The 14612-nt window shown below is 70.0% G+C and carries 19 protein-coding genes and 1 pseudogene; 10 read left to right on the forward strand and 10 right to left on the reverse strand.

Annotation, left to right across the window (positions count from 1 at the left end; translation table 11 throughout):
* Window positions 1-128 precede the first annotated feature (128 nt).
* Window positions 129-1472 (forward strand): IS630 family transposase, encoded by a 1344-nt coding sequence (locus tag ACZ6ZI_RS21690; RefSeq protein ID WP_469523345.1) that lies wholly within the window; start codon window positions 129-131, stop codon window positions 1470-1472.
* Window positions 1473-1569: 97 nt separating this feature from the next.
* Window positions 1570-2706, forward strand: coding sequence for an IS630 family transposase (locus ACZ6ZI_RS21695; RefSeq protein ID WP_469523347.1), 1137 nt, complete (start codon window positions 1570-1572; stop codon window positions 2704-2706).
* 19 nt (window positions 2707-2725) lie between these two features.
* Here the strand turns inward: ACZ6ZI_RS21695 and ACZ6ZI_RS21700 are convergent, their stop codons facing one another.
* The 4 genes from ACZ6ZI_RS21700 to ACZ6ZI_RS21715 form a co-directional block, all read right to left on the reverse strand.
* Window positions 2726-3040: a hypothetical protein gene (locus tag ACZ6ZI_RS21700; protein WP_469523350.1), complete on the reverse strand. Its 315-nt coding sequence runs from the start codon at window positions 3038-3040 to the stop codon at window positions 2726-2728.
* A gap of 251 nt (window positions 3041-3291) precedes the next feature.
* Window positions 3292-3609 carry a hypothetical protein gene (locus ACZ6ZI_RS21705; RefSeq protein WP_469523354.1) on the reverse strand — a complete coding sequence of 106 codons (318 nt, stop codon included), beginning with the start codon at window positions 3607-3609 and terminating at the stop codon, window positions 3292-3294.
* 21 nt (window positions 3610-3630) lie between these two features.
* Entirely contained in the window at window positions 3631-4026 is a 396-nt protein-coding gene (locus tag ACZ6ZI_RS21710) for a hypothetical protein (protein ID WP_469523356.1), read from the reverse strand.
* Between the two features lie 632 nt (window positions 4027-4658).
* Window positions 4659-5216, reverse strand: coding sequence for a hypothetical protein (locus ACZ6ZI_RS21715; RefSeq protein WP_469523359.1), 558 nt, complete (start codon window positions 5214-5216; stop codon window positions 4659-4661).
* 149 nt (window positions 5217-5365) lie between these two features.
* Between ACZ6ZI_RS21715 and ACZ6ZI_RS21720 the strand changes: the two genes are divergently transcribed.
* Window positions 5366-5800: a hypothetical protein gene (locus ACZ6ZI_RS21720; protein ID WP_469523363.1), complete on the forward strand. Its 435-nt coding sequence runs from the start codon at window positions 5366-5368 to the stop codon at window positions 5798-5800.
* A 233-nt stretch (window positions 5801-6033) separates the two neighbouring features.
* Window positions 6034-6189, forward strand: a complete 156-nt coding sequence (locus tag ACZ6ZI_RS21725) for a hypothetical protein (protein WP_469523365.1) — start codon at window positions 6034-6036, stop codon at window positions 6187-6189.
* An 82-nt stretch (window positions 6190-6271) separates the two neighbouring features.
* Here ACZ6ZI_RS21725 and ACZ6ZI_RS21730 read toward each other — a convergent pair whose 3' ends face one another.
* From ACZ6ZI_RS21730 to rpmB, 3 genes are all read right to left on the reverse strand, one after another.
* Window positions 6272-6445, reverse strand: a complete 174-nt coding sequence (locus tag ACZ6ZI_RS21730) for a CsbD family protein (protein ID WP_469523368.1) — start codon at window positions 6443-6445, stop codon at window positions 6272-6274.
* A gap of 417 nt (window positions 6446-6862) precedes the next feature.
* Window positions 6863-7168 (reverse strand): 30S ribosomal protein S14, encoded by a 306-nt coding sequence (gene rpsN / locus ACZ6ZI_RS21735; protein ID WP_469523370.1) that lies wholly within the window; start codon window positions 7166-7168, stop codon window positions 6863-6865.
* Window positions 7168-7404 (reverse strand): 50S ribosomal protein L28, encoded by a 237-nt coding sequence (gene rpmB / locus ACZ6ZI_RS21740; protein ID WP_469523372.1) that lies wholly within the window; start codon window positions 7402-7404, stop codon window positions 7168-7170. The genes rpsN and rpmB overlap by 1 nt, the downstream gene beginning before the upstream one ends.
* A gap of 69 nt (window positions 7405-7473) precedes the next feature.
* Here rpmB and rpmG point away from each other — a divergent pair, with 69 nt between their 5' ends.
* The 5 genes from rpmG to ACZ6ZI_RS21765 all read left to right on the forward strand — a co-directional run bounded on the left by rpmG (window position 7474) and on the right by ACZ6ZI_RS21765 (window position 9706).
* Window positions 7474-7638, forward strand: a complete 165-nt coding sequence (gene rpmG / locus ACZ6ZI_RS21745; RefSeq protein ID WP_030493469.1) for a 50S ribosomal protein L33 — start codon at window positions 7474-7476, stop codon at window positions 7636-7638.
* A gap of 34 nt (window positions 7639-7672) precedes the next feature.
* Complete coding sequence (locus ACZ6ZI_RS21750; protein ID WP_469523374.1) at window positions 7673-7918, forward strand: type B 50S ribosomal protein L31; 246 nt, start codon at window positions 7673-7675, stop codon at window positions 7916-7918.
* Entirely contained in the window at window positions 7918-9078 is a 1161-nt protein-coding gene (locus ACZ6ZI_RS21755) for a GTP-binding protein (RefSeq protein ID WP_469523377.1), read from the forward strand. The genes ACZ6ZI_RS21750 and ACZ6ZI_RS21755 overlap by 1 nt, the downstream gene beginning before the upstream one ends.
* Window positions 9079-9122: 44 nt before the next feature.
* Window positions 9123-9362, forward strand: a complete 240-nt coding sequence (gene rpsR, locus ACZ6ZI_RS21760) for a 30S ribosomal protein S18 (protein WP_469523378.1) — start codon at window positions 9123-9125, stop codon at window positions 9360-9362.
* An 80-nt stretch (window positions 9363-9442) separates the two neighbouring features.
* On the forward strand, window positions 9443-9706 hold the full coding sequence (locus ACZ6ZI_RS21765; protein WP_469523457.1) for a hypothetical protein: 264 nt from the start codon (window positions 9443-9445) through the stop codon (window positions 9704-9706).
* 308 nt (window positions 9707-10014) lie between these two features.
* Here ACZ6ZI_RS21765 and ACZ6ZI_RS21770 read toward each other — a convergent pair.
* Both ACZ6ZI_RS21770 and ACZ6ZI_RS21775 read right to left on the reverse strand, forming a co-directional pair.
* Window positions 10015-10170, reverse strand: a pseudogene (locus tag ACZ6ZI_RS21770) (winged helix-turn-helix transcriptional regulator); the annotation flags it as partial.
* A 220-nt stretch (window positions 10171-10390) separates the two neighbouring features.
* Window positions 10391-11422 carry a hypothetical protein gene (locus ACZ6ZI_RS21775; RefSeq protein ID WP_469523380.1) on the reverse strand — a complete coding sequence of 344 codons (1032 nt, stop codon included), beginning with the start codon at window positions 11420-11422 and terminating at the stop codon, window positions 10391-10393.
* Window positions 11423-11804: 382 nt separating this feature from the next.
* Here ACZ6ZI_RS21775 and ACZ6ZI_RS21780 point away from each other — a divergent pair, with 382 nt between their 5' ends.
* The gene (locus tag ACZ6ZI_RS21780; protein WP_469523382.1) at window positions 11805-13385 is read left to right on the forward strand and encodes a calcium-binding protein; all 1581 of its coding nucleotides are present in this window, start codon (window positions 11805-11807) and stop codon (window positions 13383-13385) included.
* Between the two features lie 270 nt (window positions 13386-13655).
* Here the strand turns inward: ACZ6ZI_RS21780 and ACZ6ZI_RS21785 are convergent, their stop codons facing one another.
* Entirely contained in the window at window positions 13656-14387 is a 732-nt protein-coding gene (locus ACZ6ZI_RS21785) for a hypothetical protein (protein ID WP_469523384.1), read from the reverse strand.
* Window positions 14388-14612 lie beyond the last annotated feature (225 nt).

Consider the following 14612-nt stretch of genomic DNA (forward strand, 5'->3'; position numbering starts at 1 on the left):
CACCCCTGACTCCGGTATCTTGAACGCGTTCAAGATACCGGAGATCCGCAGGTCTCTCGCAACCCGATACATGCCCTGGCTAGTGTGATGCGCCAGAAATCCTAAGGGTTAGAAAGTACCTTGTTGTCATGTCGCGTTCGGGGCCTTCTGCTGTGGCGATCACGTTGTCCGAGGCCGAGCGCGCCGAGTTGGTGCGCCGGACGAAGATGCCGCATCGGCGCTCGGCCGAGAAGGCCCGCATCATCCTGGCGTGTGCTGACGGCATGTCGAACGCGGGTGTCGCACGACTCGTGGGTGTCCAGGCCAGGACGGTCGGCAAGTGGCGCCGGGCGTTCGCCGCGGAGCGGGTGGCCGGGCTTGAGGACGCGGGCTGGATTGGCCGGCCGAAGGCCGACCTGGTCCTCGACGATGCTGAGCGCGGGCAGTTGCGGCAGTGGGCACGGCAGGCGAAGACCGCCCAGTTCCTCGCGTTACGGGCGAAGATCGTGCTGCGCTGTGCGGAGGGCGGGACGAACCAGCAGGCCGCGGCCGACCTCGGCATCGACAGGTCGACCGTGGACCGCTGGCGGGCCCGGTTCATCGCAAAACGCCTTGATGGTCTGCATGACGAGCCACGCTCGGGCCGGCCGCCTTCGATCCTCCTCGACCAGGTTGAGGAGGTCATCGTGGCCACCCTGGAGTCGCTCCCGGGCCAGGACACGCACTGGTCGCGGGCCTCGATGGCTCAGCGCACCGGCCTGTCGAAGTCGACGATCGGGCGGATCTGGAAGCGGTTCGACCTCAAGCCCCACCTGCAGGACTCCTTCAAACTGTCCACCGATCCGCAGTTCGTCGCCAAGGTCGTCGACGTTGTCGGCCTGTACCACCACCCGCCCGAGAAGGCGGTTGTGCTCTGTGTGGACGAGAAGAGCCAGATCCAGGCGCTGGACCGGTCCCAGCCGGTGCTGCCGATGATGCCGGGCATGCCCGAGCGCCGGACCCACGACTATCTGAGGCACGGCATCACCAGCCTGTTCGCCGCCTTCAACATCGCCGACGGCACCGTCATATCGGCCCTGCACCGCCGCCACCGGGCGATCGAGTTCAAGAAGTTCCTGATCCGGATCGACAAGGCGGTGCCCGCCGGGCTCGACGTGCACCTCGTCTGTGACAACTACGCCACCCACAACACCGCCGAGATCAGGACGTGGCTCGGCAAACACCCTCGCTTCCACGTCCATTTCACCCCCACCGGCTCCTCCTGGATGAACCAGGTGGAGCGGTGGTTCGGCCTGCTGACCGACAAGCTCATCCGCCGCGGCGTCCACACTTCCGTGAAGGCACTGGAGGACGACATCACCGCATGGATCGACACCTGGAACGGGAACCCGCGGCCCTTCACCTGGACCAAGACCGCCGACGAGATCCTCAAATGCCTCGCCGACTACCTCACCAAGGTCGGAACCACCGCCCCGAAAGCAGAGCAGAACTAACCCTTAGGATTTCTGGCGCATCACACTAGTGCTGTGACCGGGAAGGTTCGCCGGGTTGCCCGTTGCGCTGGTTGGAAATGAGTTCTTCCAACCCAGCGTGGGGAGGCGGGATGGCACAACCGGCCCGGGTTCGGTTCGCGGACTGACGGAGCAGGAGGGGCAGAAGCTCCAGCACATCGTCCGGCGAGGCAGCACGAATTCGGTGCGGTTCCGGCGGGCAATGATGCTGCTGGCCTCGGCCGGCGGCAGCACGGTCCCCGTCGTAGCCCGCTTGGTCCAGGCGGACGAGGACACCGTCCGCCGCGTGATCCACAAGTTCAACGAGATCGGGCTCGCATGCCTGGACCCTCGCTGGGCGGGAGACCGTCCCCGCCTTCTCGATCGTGACGACGAGGACTTCGTCGTCCAGACGGCCACCACCCGCCCGACCGTCCTGGGCAAGCCCTTCACCCGCTGGTCCATCCGCAAGCTCGCCGATCACCTGCGCAGGAACATCACCCGACCCGTCCAGATCGGCCGGGAGGCACTGCGGTGCTTACTGGCCCGCCGCGGGATCTCCTTGCAGCGTACGAAGACCTGGAAGGAATCCCCGGATCCGGAGTTCGACGCCAAGCTCGCCCGGATCGAGTACGCGCTCAGCGAGCGGCCGGACCGCACGTTCGCCTTCGACGAGTTCGGGCCGCTGGGCATCCGCCCCACCGCCGGCTCCTGCTGGCAGAGGCAGGGCAGCCCCGACCGGCAGCCGGCCACCTACCGCCGCACCCATGGCATCACCTACTTCCACGGCTGCTACTCGGTCGGGGACGACAAGCTCTGGGGTGTCAACCGCCGCCACAAGGGCATCGACCACACCTGGTCCGCCCTGCGGTCGATCCGAGCCGCCCGACAGGACGATGCCCCGATCTACGTGATCCTCGACAATCTCTCCGCCCACCTGAACTGGAAGATCCGCCGGTGGGCGACGAAGAACAAGGTCGAGCCGTGCTTCACACCCACCTACGCGTCCTGGGCCAACCCCATCGAAGCCCACTTCGGACCGCTACGGCAGTTCACCCTCGCCAACTCGAACCATCCGAACCACACCGTCCAGACCCGGGCCCTGCACACCCACCTGCGCCGGCGGAACAAGAACGCCCGACACCCCGACGTCCTGGCCGCCCAACGACGCGAACGCGCCCGCATTCGCAGCGAACGAGGCATCCGCTGGGGCGGACGGCCACTGAAGGCGGCTTGACCCTCCGCGGACGGCAGGGTCACACACTCTCAGCGTCGGCCGGGCGTCGGTGGCCGCAGTCGATCTCGTTGCCGGCGACATCCGTGACATATCCGTGGACGCCGTTGAAATGCACCGTTACCGAACCTGGCCGGTAGTCCACCTCGAAGGGCTCGTTGCCGAGTGTCGTCCCAGGCCAGGGATCACCTTCGGAGGAACCGACCGTCCAAACGACAAAGGTCTCACCCGGACGCAGCCAGTGGTCGCTCCCGTAACACTCCAGGACCAACTCCAACAGCTCAGCACCGTTGTTCCGAACCCGTAGACGTGCCACCGGCGCATCCTGCGCTGTCACTGAACCTCCATCACCAACCGACCCGCCTGTCGCAGCAGAGTACGCAGATGATGTCCTCTCAGCAGAACTCTTCGGTGGTGGAGTCACTGCGCCACCCAGCGCCCCGCCCCCCTCGCCCCGGGAGCGGCCGATACCCGGCTGCGCCAGGTTGGGAGCTTTGGGCGCGGAGGCGCTGCTGTGGGATCGAGATCGGCATGCTGGGGGGCGGCCTGCAGGGTGGCGGTGGGGTGTTCCGGGCCGACTGTCGGGAGTCAGCCGGTGTGGAAGGGGTGTCCTCTGTCGAGGAGTTTGGTGTCCGCCCAGCAGACGATCGGGAAGCCGAGTTTCTTCAGGGCGAGGCGGGAGTCGCGGACGTGTTTGTCCGGTCGAGAGGGAAGCGGTTGATTGGTCGCTGCGGCGGCCAGTGCCACGACGTAGTGGAGGTGATTTCCGACGAGGGCGTACCACACGTAGGGGAGGCCTTCGGTGCTGTCCGCGGGGGTGAGTGTGGTGGCGGCGTACTCCACGGCTTCGCGGGTGAGGCGGTGGGGGGTGCCGGAGAGGGTGATCTCGGCGGTGGGTTGGGGCATCGGGAGAGTCCTTGCCGTGGGTCAGTCGGTGGAGGCGTATCGGGTGATCTTTTTGACACCGAAGGAGGGCACGGTGAGCTGTCCGCCGAGGGTGGTGGAGTAGGTATAGGGGCGGCCGACGATGACGTCGGCCTCGAATGCGTCGCCCTTGACCATCTCGTTCATGCCGCTTGCGGAGGCCCCGGTCGTGCCGAGGTCGATGAACATGCTGTTCGTGTCGCAGTCGGCGATGTACCCGTACTGCGGCTGGTGCTTCTCCCCGCACGCGTTGGCGCGCAGGCTGCTCGTGCCGGTCGAGCTGTCGGATTGCGTGACGTACCCGTGGACCCGGTAGCACTTGCCGAGGTGATCGGCCGGGTTCTTCTCGAGGAGTTTGAACTCCCTGTCGGACAGCTTCGCGTACTCGGTGCACGTCACGGCCGTCGGGGTGGGAGCGGCAGGTGTGATGGCGGGGAGGCTGATGGACGGGGCGGGGCTGATGGACGTGGTCGCAGGAGTGGGCGTCAGGGACGGAGCGGCGGTCGGCGACGGGCCTGACGTGGCTGCAACCGGGTCGGGCCCGGGGGCGGTGGAACGGCCTATCGTGAAGCCGACGAGTCCGGCGAGGAGTCCGGCGCCCGCCGCGGTGGCGATCAGGGCGGCGGCGGGGAAGCGACGGCCGGTCGGGGGCGGCGTCGATCCAGGGGGTGGTTGTGGCGGCATGTGGCCCGAGCCGTGAGCTGGATCGGCCGGTTGTTGCTGCGGTGGTGGCGTGGGCATCGGGTGTCTCCGTTCGAGGTACACAGGGGATGCGAACCGCCCTCGATCGCGCGGCTCGCGCACTGCGGTTCCATGCGGCGCACAGCCCGGTGGTAGTCACCGCGCGTGCTCCATCGGGGCTGCCCCGGGGCGTGTCGCAGTGGGCGTACGCGGGGGAGGGCGGGACGCCTGTTGGGCGGCTCTGCTGGTTTCCCGGGCAGGGGGCCTCGCCTTGCGGTGACGCGAGGTCCCTGAAGGTCGGCTCGGGCGGCTCCTCGCAGGCGCGAGGTCTTCGTCCGGCTGTTCGGGGGTCAGGAGGAGTATCGGGTGACCTTGACGATCTTGCACTCGATGCTGTCGCCGCTGTTGGCTTCCTTGGCCACGGTGTAGCCGAGGGCGCCGGCCTCGTCCTTGAACTTCTGACCGGGGGCGAGGTTCTGGGCGAAGCCGTGGAAGTCGCCCTTCTTGGTTCCGTTGACGAGGATCTCGCCCTCGGCGCTGTAGTTGTAGCGCTTGTCGGGGGAGGAGTTGGTGAACTCGACCGACAGGTCGAGTTCCTTGTTGCCGAAGTCGCCGGTCTTGACCCTGCAGCCGGACAGCACCGCGTCCTTGGCGACGTCGGGCTCGTCGCGCGTGCCCGACTTGGCGGCTCCGGACGGGCCGACCTGCGCGGAGTCGTAGCTCTTGTCGATCTCCTTGCCGACCTCCTTGGCCGCCTCGCCGACGACGAGGGTGCAGCCGCCGAGGACGAGGAGGCCCAAGGCGGCGGGGATGCCGCAGCCGAGAGCGATCTTCTTGCCGGTGCTCATGCCCTGTTTCGGAGCGGGCTGCGGCGGCTGGGAGTTGTGCGGGTATCCGTATCCGGACATGGAGGGGCGATCCTTCGGGAAAGCGTGGACGCTCCAGGGCATCGCGGTGCGGTGCGATGGCAGGGGCTCGGCCATGTTGGCATACTTGAACCAATGTTGCACGTGCGTCTTACAAAGATGCGATCAGAACTGATGTGGGGCTGCGCCGCATGAAAATCACCAATGCCGGAAGCGGAGTGACGATCGAGGACTACCCCGGCCACGAAGGACACACGTTCCTCATCGGCTTCGCCCCCGGAGAGTCCCTCCCCAACGGCTTCTTCGCCAAAGCCGCCGACGGCCACCCCGTCTCCGCGACATGGCTTCGCCGCCTCCCCCTGGACAAACTCCTCAAACTCGCCACCGAAACCCGCACCGCCGCGCTGGCCGCCGACACAGGGATGGCGCCGGACGGCGAGCACCGCCCCTACGGCGGCGGCAAGGAACACCTGGACCGTGTCGTGGCCGTCTACCACTGGGCGGCGGAGCGCAACATCTCACCACGGCGCGCGATCGCGACCCGGTGGGCGAAATCCGAGGCCACCGCCGGTCGGTGGATCGCGGAGGCAAGGAAGAAGGGCCTCCTGCCGCTTTCGCGAGAGTGAAGCCATGCCGGCCCCTGGTGCTCGCCGTCCGCCAGGACGCTCCGTGTCCGGCTGTGCTTCCTGGATGTGAAGGGGTGGGTGGGTGGCGCTGGTTGGGCGCCGGCCGGGTCCGCTCGGTCGTCGTTGACCTCACCGGGGTTGGCTGCCGATCTTGGTTGCCACCGCGTGGCCGAGTTGCTGTCGTGGGGTGGCCGGCGCGGTGCTGGGTGGCTGTCGTGAGGTTGGGCAGGCCTGTGTGCTCGTCCTGGGACACCGGCGCCGTACTCGCCGTCGTCACCCGACTGACGGGCCCCGACCTCCTCGCCCGCATCCTCGGCCGGCTCCCCGACGGCTATGCCCTCCTCTTCGGTCAGGCCCAGCTGCGCCGGCCCGAGACAGCCGCCGCCTGACCGGCGCCCCGGCGCGCGGGCACACGCGTGACGGGCCCGAGACCACTACTGCGGTCTCGGACCCGTCACGTGACGCGGAGCCTCAGCGCTTGAAGGTGTCCTTGATCTTCTCCTTGGCTTGGCGGGCGTCGCCCTTGGCCTGCTCGGCGCGGCCCTCGGCGGTCAGCCGCTCGTTGCCCGTCAGGCGGCCGGCGGTGTCCTTGAGCTTGCCCCTGCCCTGCTCGACCTTCGCTTCGGCCTTCTGCTCACCAGACACAGCTGATCACTCCCTGCTCCGTGGAAAAGTCCTCCAGCGCCGCGTATGACCACTCGGCTTCGGTCACGGTCGGGCCCGCGCCTGCTCCTCGCGGCGGGTCGCCGGCCTCCGGGCCGGGCGGGGCTGTGAAAGGGACGGCGACGTCGACCACCGGCTCGGCCATTCCCGGCTCGGCGCCGGCGAACGCGCCGGCGGCCTCGACGTCCCCGGCCCATCTGCTCCCCAGGGCAAGCCGCTTCGGATGTCGCTCAATCGAGCGGCGTGCGACGCCCGTTGGGGCCCGCCCTTGGCGCCGGCCGGTCGTCGCACGCAGCGACCCACTCCGAGTCGCTATGGCAATTGTTTTCAACTACCTGCCGGGCGTCCGTCTGGTTGCCCCGGGGACGCCCGGCAGGGTTCACGGCCGCCTTGCGGGGATCACCAGGAGGACTTCGTCACGCCGGGAAGGAAGCCGGCGTGCGCCTGCTGCCTGGTGCGCACCCGGGAGAGGCCGAACTTGCGCAGGTAGCCGCGGGGGCGGCCGTCGACGTTGTCGCGGTTGCGGACGCGCGTGGCGCTCGCATCGCGCGGTTGGCGGCGCAGCTCCGCCACGGCAGCCCGGCGTTCCTCGTCGGTGGACGAGGGGCGGCGGACGATCTCCTTCAGCTCGGCTCGTCGGGCGGCGTACCGCTCGACGGTCGCCTTGCGCTTCTCGTTCTGCGCGATCTTGCTCTTCTTCGCCATCAGACCTTCCCTCCTCGGGCCCGGATCCGGGCCACGGCGGCCTCGATGCCGATGGTGTCCACCGTCTTGATCGCCTTGGCGCTCAGGGGCAGGCGTACGTGCCGGCCCTCACTCGCCAGCCAGTAGCGCTTGTGCTGGATGTTCGGGTCGAAGCGGCGCGAGGTGCGCCGGTGGGAGTGGGAGATGTTGTTGCCGAAGCCCGGCTTGGCGCCGGTCAGCCGGCAGTGGGCGGACATGGGTGTGTTACCTGCCTCTCTGTGGCCATCACGTATTGGTGATGGAAATCATTCCCATATACTAGCCTCATGGCACGCAACGAAATCCGCCCGGTCATCAAACTGCGCTCCACCGCGGGGACCGGCTTCACCTACGTCACCCGCAAGAACCGGCGCAACGACCCCGACCGCATGGTCCTCCGCAAGTACGACCCCGTCGCCCGCCGGCACGTCGACTTCCGCGAAGAACGCTGACCCCACAGCCACACCGACCCCGAAGGACACCTTCATGAAGCCCGGCATCCACCCCGCCTACGGCCCCGTCGTCTTCCGCGACAGCGCGAGCGGCACCGCGTTCCTCACCCGCTCCACCATGACCAGCCAGAAGACGATCGAGTGGGAGGACGGTCAGACCTACCCGGTCGTCGACGTCGAGATCTCCTCCGCGAGCCACCCCTTCTACACCGGCACCGCACGCGTCATGGACACCGCGGGCCGCGTCGAACGCTTCGAGCGCCGTTACGGGGCCCGCTGATGGACCGGGACGCCAGACTGCCCGTCGTCATCGTCGCCGGGCTCCACGCCGACGCCCGCAAGGAAGTTGTCGACCGGCTCCTGCGCTCCGTGCCCGGCAGCGTCGCCCTCCACCACGACCTGACCGGCGCGGCCGAAGGCACGCTGCGCCGCCTGATCCGCGACTCCACCGGCCTCCTGTCGGAGGACGGCGCACCACTGGTCAACGACTGTGCCTGCTGCGCCCTGCGCGAGGACCTGGTCCCGGAGTTGCAGCGGCTCGCCGACGGCGGACTGACCCGTCTCGCCGTCGTCGAACTGTGGGACTCGGTCGAGCCGAAGGCCATGGCCGAGGTCGTCGCCGCGCACGGCGGAGACGGCATGCTCCTCACCAATGTGATCACCGCCGTGGACCCCGCGCTCGTCCTGCCCTACCTCTCCAACGGCGACGACCTCGCCGAAGCAGGACTGGCGGCGGCGCCCACCGATCAGCGGACCGTCGGCGACACCTGGGCCCGTCAGCTGGAGTACGCGCCCGTCCTCGCGCTCGTCGACAACGAGGAGGCCGACGACGAGGACCGCGCACTCCTCGCCCAACTCCACCCCACGGCCCTCCGCGTGGCCGCGGAGTCCGCCGAACTCGCCGAAGCCGCCCTCGCGTGCCTCGCCCACTTCGATGTCGAAGCCGCCGCGGCGGCGCAGCACCCCGCGTGCGCGCTGCTGCCGCAGGAGGCCGACGAGGCCGGTGTCACCACGCTGGTCTGGCACCGTCAGCGCCCCTTCCACCCCGAGCGCCTGTACCAGGCGCTGGAGGACCTGTGCTGCGCCGCCGCACGCAGCCGGGGCAGGTTCTGGCTGGCCGACCGCCCCGACACCCTCCTCGCATGGGACGCCGCCGGCGGGGCGCTGTGCGTGGAGAACGCCGGGCCCTGGCTGGCTTCACTGCCCGACGCGGCCTGGGAGCTGGTCCCGCCGATGCGCAGGGCCGCCGCGTCCCTGGACTGGCACCCCGACCACGGCGACTGCTGCCAGCACCTCGTCTTCACCTCACCTGGCCTCGACCGAGACGGGCTGGAGAGCCTCCTCGAATCCTGCCTGCTCACCGACGAGGAATACGCAGCCGGGCGCGAGTCCTGGAAACACCTGCACGCCGCCTTCGACTCACTCCTCGACCCCGTCTGACGACGGAACGACCCCCACCCCCGACCATCAAGGAGACAGACGCCATGGCACGCCGCCAGGAAGCCCGCAAGCCCGTGAAGTCCCGCCCCAACCCGCTCGACACCGCCGGGATCACCTACATCGACTACAAGGACACCGACCTCCTGCGGAAGTTCATCTCCGACCGCGGCAAGATCCGCAGCCGCCGCGTCACCCGGGTCACCGCCCAGCAGCAGCGCACACTCGCCGCAGCGATCAAGAACGCACGCGAGATGGCACTCCTGCCGTACGGAAGCGCCCGCTGATCCCCACGTTCGTGCGGCACCGGAGACCGTGCCGTCGGCCGAGTGGAGAGCTCGCCGCCGCAGGGCGAAAACTCAACTGATTGCCGTTTCGCCCTCCCCTGCAGGGAGGGCGGCATGCGGCTGATGCCCGCACCCTGACCGACATCGACTGGCCCGGTGGGGATCCCGCTTCCGCCCCATGGACAGCCGGGCCGCTCTCCTTCGCCGACGAGGAGATCCTCAGCGGCAGGGACAACGAGGGCGTCAAGCTGTTCCGAGACCGCCTCGGCTGCTCGATCCACGAGGCCTTCGATCTCCTCCGATCCCGCTCCGAGTACCTACGCCGCGAACACTCCGACGACTGAACGACGGGCCGCGCCCACCGGGCGACCGGATTCGCCGGGCAGACGCCTGGACCGGAGGGGCGAGGACACCCGTATCCCCGAACACCGCGGTGACTCTCCGGGACCGCTCCCCAAGGTCTGTGCCAGAACCCACACGCGGGAGCGATCGTTGCCGGAGTCCGAGAGCGGCTGCGGGCGTGGCGCGCTGACCGAGTCCCGGGTGGTGGAGCCGCGGTGGACCCGTGGTGGATCCTTCTGGGTAGGCTCCTGCCCGGGCGATCCTCCCGGCGTACGAAGCGGGCCTGGGCCGCCAGGGCGGCTTCGGTGTAGCGGCCCGCCCACGCGCCCATCACCTGGACCGGGTCCAACAGAGCGAGGCCTGCCTCGGTGAGTGAGTCGTCGACGCGCTGCGTGGCCTGGTCGTACGCCCTGCGTACGACCAGGCCGTTCTGGGAAGGCTCCGATGCCGTGATCGCACCAGCCACCGCGTGATCATTCCACTGCTTCAGGTTTCCCCCGCTCGAATCGCTGAGGTCTCAGCGATGGAGCACTGTTTCCATGCGGCTCCGATCCAACTTCTTTGGCGTACCTACTCGCTGTCCGAGGTTCCGTGTGCCTTGCCGGTGGTTTCCGCGAGCTGCGACCGAGCGCTGTACCCGCCCCGGTGGACGACTCCGAGGCACAACGGGGGCCGAGGTCGGGCGCTCAAAGCGAGGAGGCCCACGGGTCGTCCGACGGTTCGGGCTCTTGGGGGTGGAGCATGCGGCGAACGCAGCGCCGGAGTCCCGGTTCGCCCGATCCGGCGGCGGCGTTCATCCACGGCAGGGCGTCCATGGCCTGCGCGCGTTCATCTGTGGTGAAGGTGTTGACGGCTTGGCGGAGGTCTTCGGGGGCGGGTTCGTCCGTCAGGCAGAGCCAGCCGATCGCCGCGGCCAGGCGGACTTCGGGGGCCTCTGTCCGGTCTTGCCACCGCTCACGGAGCCACCGGACGGTCGGCGGATGCGAGTGGGCCCGGCCGCTCTCCGCGATGGCGAGAAGCAGGGCGGCACGGACCATGGCGTCGTGCTCCGTGACGAACCTGGTAGCGAGCCCGCTTCGGACGGTGCGGTCGGAGTCGGCGGCGGTGGCCAGAGCGTAGGCGGCGTCGATGCGGATGGTGGGGTCCGAGTCGTTGAGAAGGGGCAGGAGCGCCGCTGCTTCGGCGGTGATCGCGGCGCGAGCTGCGGCCACCGACCAGCCTGCCGGGTAGCCGGACACCTCGACGCCGTAGTCGTCGTAGTCCTCGGGGGCGTGACGCCGAGGGTCGGTGCGGTGGAGCAGGAGTTCCTCTCGGGAGGCGACGCCGAAGTGCCGGGCGCGGGCCGGGGCGGCGAGGACGCCGAGGGCGGCGGCACGGTGTGGGTGGTGGGCATCGGTGGCGATGGGGATCAGGAACGGTACGGTGAGAGCGACGGCGGCCCGGTTGTCGTCGGCACAGAGGCCCCTCAGCCCGCCCGTCGCGTCGCTCGCGGGGCCCTTCCCGGTGTGCAGCAGGTGAACGGCCTTCCGGGCATCGTGCCCGTGAGGGAAGTTCCCCCACGGAACGGCGTCGAGGATCAACCCGGCGTGGGCCCCGGACTGGATGCCGGCCACCACCGCCCGCACATCGAACGCGCCTCCCGCGAACGAGGCCGGATCCGCTCCGTCCACCAGTGCCCGGCACATGGAGAACGCCGGATCGGTCCGCCAATCCCTCACACCACACCCCCGCCATCGAATCCTCAGAGACTCGATCATGCCCGCACGCCCGGCCGGAGGCGACATCGAGGAGCTGAGGAAAGCGGCACTCGCGGAGCTGAGGATCAGAACCGCGCTCGCCGGACCCCGTGCGGGCCCGCACGGTCGAGCGAGCCGCGCCCACGGCCCGGCTGGTCGCCGTCCCGCACGACGGCGCAGTGACGGATGTCGACGCACGCCGTCGGCCATGCGGCCGATGGGAGTAAAGCGGTGTTCGGGCCGCGCGTCACGGGGCGGATTGATCGGACTGGTGTGTCTGGATGCTGAGGCGGTCCCGACAGGGGCGGAACGCCGCCGGCGTGGCCGCCCGACCGCGGTCCATCCTCCCCAAGGAGCCTTGATCGTGACGCTCACCGTTCAGCACCGGACACCGGATCGCGAAGCGAAGGGGGCTCGCAGGCCCCGCATCGCGCTTGCCCGGCAGGCGGCGTTCCTGCTCCTGGCGACGGCCATGCCCGCGACGGGGCTGGTCGTCACGGTCGCCGCCCCCGCGGCGGCGGCGACCGTGCAGCGGGTCTTCAACGCGGGCGCGAACCAGCCGTTCACGGTGCCGGCCGGCGTGACCGAACTGGACATCACCGCCGTGGGTGCGGCGGGCGCCGCGACCAACAACGGCGGCACCCCCGGAAGCGGGGCGCAGGTGACCGGCACGCTCACCGTGAGCCCCGGCACGACCCTCTACGTCAACGTCGCCACCGGCGGCGGCGCGGGAGGCACCGGCCAGTTCCCGCTGCGCAACGGCGGTGCGGGAGGCGGTTCCAGCGACGTCCGGACGTGCGTCTCCGGCGCGCCCGGCTGCGTCCTGACCGGTGTGCCCGCCACGGACCCACGGCTGATCGTCGCGGGCGGCGGAGGCGGTTCCGCACCCGGCTTCGCGGTCACGACCAACCCGTCCCCGGGCGGCGCTGCCGGCGACACGGGCAGTCCGGGCGCCACCCAGCCCGGTGGCGCGGGCTTCGGCGGCGGCGGCACCCAGACGGCCGGCGGCGCGGGCGGGACCACCGGCACCGGCGCGAACTGCGTCCCGCTGGAGCCAGGTGACCTTCCGGGCCTCACCGGCACCCCGGGGGCCGGCGGCACCGGAGGGGCCAGCGTCAACCTCGGTGGTGGCGGTGGTGGCGGCGGCTGGTTCGGCGGTGGCGGTGGCGGCGGCTGCTACCAGCTCGCCCCCGGCCAGTACGGCTCCGGCACCGGAGGCGGCGGCTCGAACCGGGTTCCGGCGGGCGGAACTTCGTCGGCCGCCGCCACCCCCGCTCGGGTGACGATCTCCTACGAGGTCGAGGACCTGGCCTGGGTCACGACCAGCCCGCTGCCGTCCGGCACCCAGGGCGTCGCCTACTCCACCACCCTCCAGACCAGCGGCGGCACCGGCAGCCCGACCTTCGCCCTCACCAACGGCGCCCTGCCCCCCGGCCTGGCCCTCAACAGCACCACGGGCCAGATCTCGGGCAACCCCACGGCGGCCGGGACGTACCTGTTCACGGTCACCGCCACCGACCCCGAACCCCAGGTCCCCCCGGCCGCACGCGAGTTCAGCCTGACCATCCAGGCACCGCCCGCTCTCACCTGCGCGAACGCCACCCCGACCATCCAGGGCACCCCGCGCGGCGACCTCCTCATCGGCACCCCCGGCGACGACAGGATCTTCGGCCTCGGCGGTAACGACGTCATCGACGGCCGTGGCGGCAACGACCTGATCTGCGGCGGCGACGGCACCGACGCCCTCACCGGAGCCGCCGGCAACGACCGCATCGAAGGCCAGAACGGCAACGACGCCATCAACGGCGGCGACGGCAACGACACGCAGTTCGGCGGCGCCGGCAACGACGTACAGGACGGCGGCACCGGCACCAACACCAACGACGGCGGCGCCGGCTTCAACCTCTGCACCCGGCCGCGCACCGGCCCGGGCTGCACGCTCTGACACCTGAGGCGAGCGCGGTGACGATGCCGCGCTCGCCGGGAACGTACTGCCCGCCCTCACCATGGCCCTCCGCTTCGGCACGACGGCGCTGACGTTCGGTGTCGCGACGTCGGCGGCCGTGAATCGGCTCCGCCGCCGACCGTACCGGCCGCCGGCGGCGGCGCCGGGGCCGGTACGGGCCATCGAGCGGTTCCGATCAGAGGCCGGTGGCCTGCGCCCTCGACAACGAGATCGAGGTCGCCGAACGCGCTCCGGGAAGGGGCTTCGCGCCTACTCGCGTGCCCGTCCGGAGCAGACTGCCCAGGTTTCTTCCAGTAGTTCGGGGTAGTGCTCGCCGTGCGTGTGCAAGGCATGCCATACCGCGTCCAGAGCCGCTTTGAGGGGATCGGGATCGGCGGCGGCGAGTACGGCGGGGAGAGCGAAGTACGGCTGTGAGATCGGTCCGCGGGTTTCCGGTGTGCCGGGGTACACGAGCAAGGAGGCGGACGTCATCGGCGCACGGCTGCCCGGTAGCCGGTCGAGCTCGTAGCGCGTCGCCCCGTCGTCTCTCTGCTCGGCGGACGGGACCCATGCCCACCCTGCCGGCGGTGGGGGGAAGTACGGCGGTCGCTCGGGGGGCGTCGCCCCCAGCACCGTCGGACCCGGTACGAGGGAGCTGGATCGCAGGGTCTCCCACATCCGGTCGTCGTCGTCGAAGGGCGGCGGCAGCGGATGTCCCTGCGCCAACGCGGTGAGCGCCGGGGCGACCCACTCCACACCGGTCAGGCCCGCCGCCTCGCACGCCCGCCGTGCGCAGAGCAGTGCCACTGAACGCTGGACCTCGGGTCCCGCGACGTCGAGGGTGTGCACCAGGTCACTGTCGAAGGTGAGCAGCCCCAAGACGTTGCTCCCGCGGACACCGCGCAGCCTCTCGCTGGGCAGCCGTCCGCCCCACTGCCACCTCTCATAGTGCAGCTGCGGATCCTCCGTGACCCCTACCTCGTCTGCGACCAGCTTGTCCACGAAGCCCCCTGATAGAGACGGACTCGGAAGTTGATCCGCCACACCCGGCATCATGCCGCAGGCCGCTGACACACCCGGTATCTCGGCGTGTGCCGCTTCGTCCAGAGGCTGTTGGCCAGACCGACTCGTGTGGCCGGTCCGGCGGTTTCCGCCGGGCAGGAACCGACGTCAGCGAAGCGGGGAGACGCAGGAGGATCAGCACGGCTGCCTCTGTCGTGCGGCCCG

This window comes from Streptomyces sp. NPDC103540, from assembly GCF_055584445.1.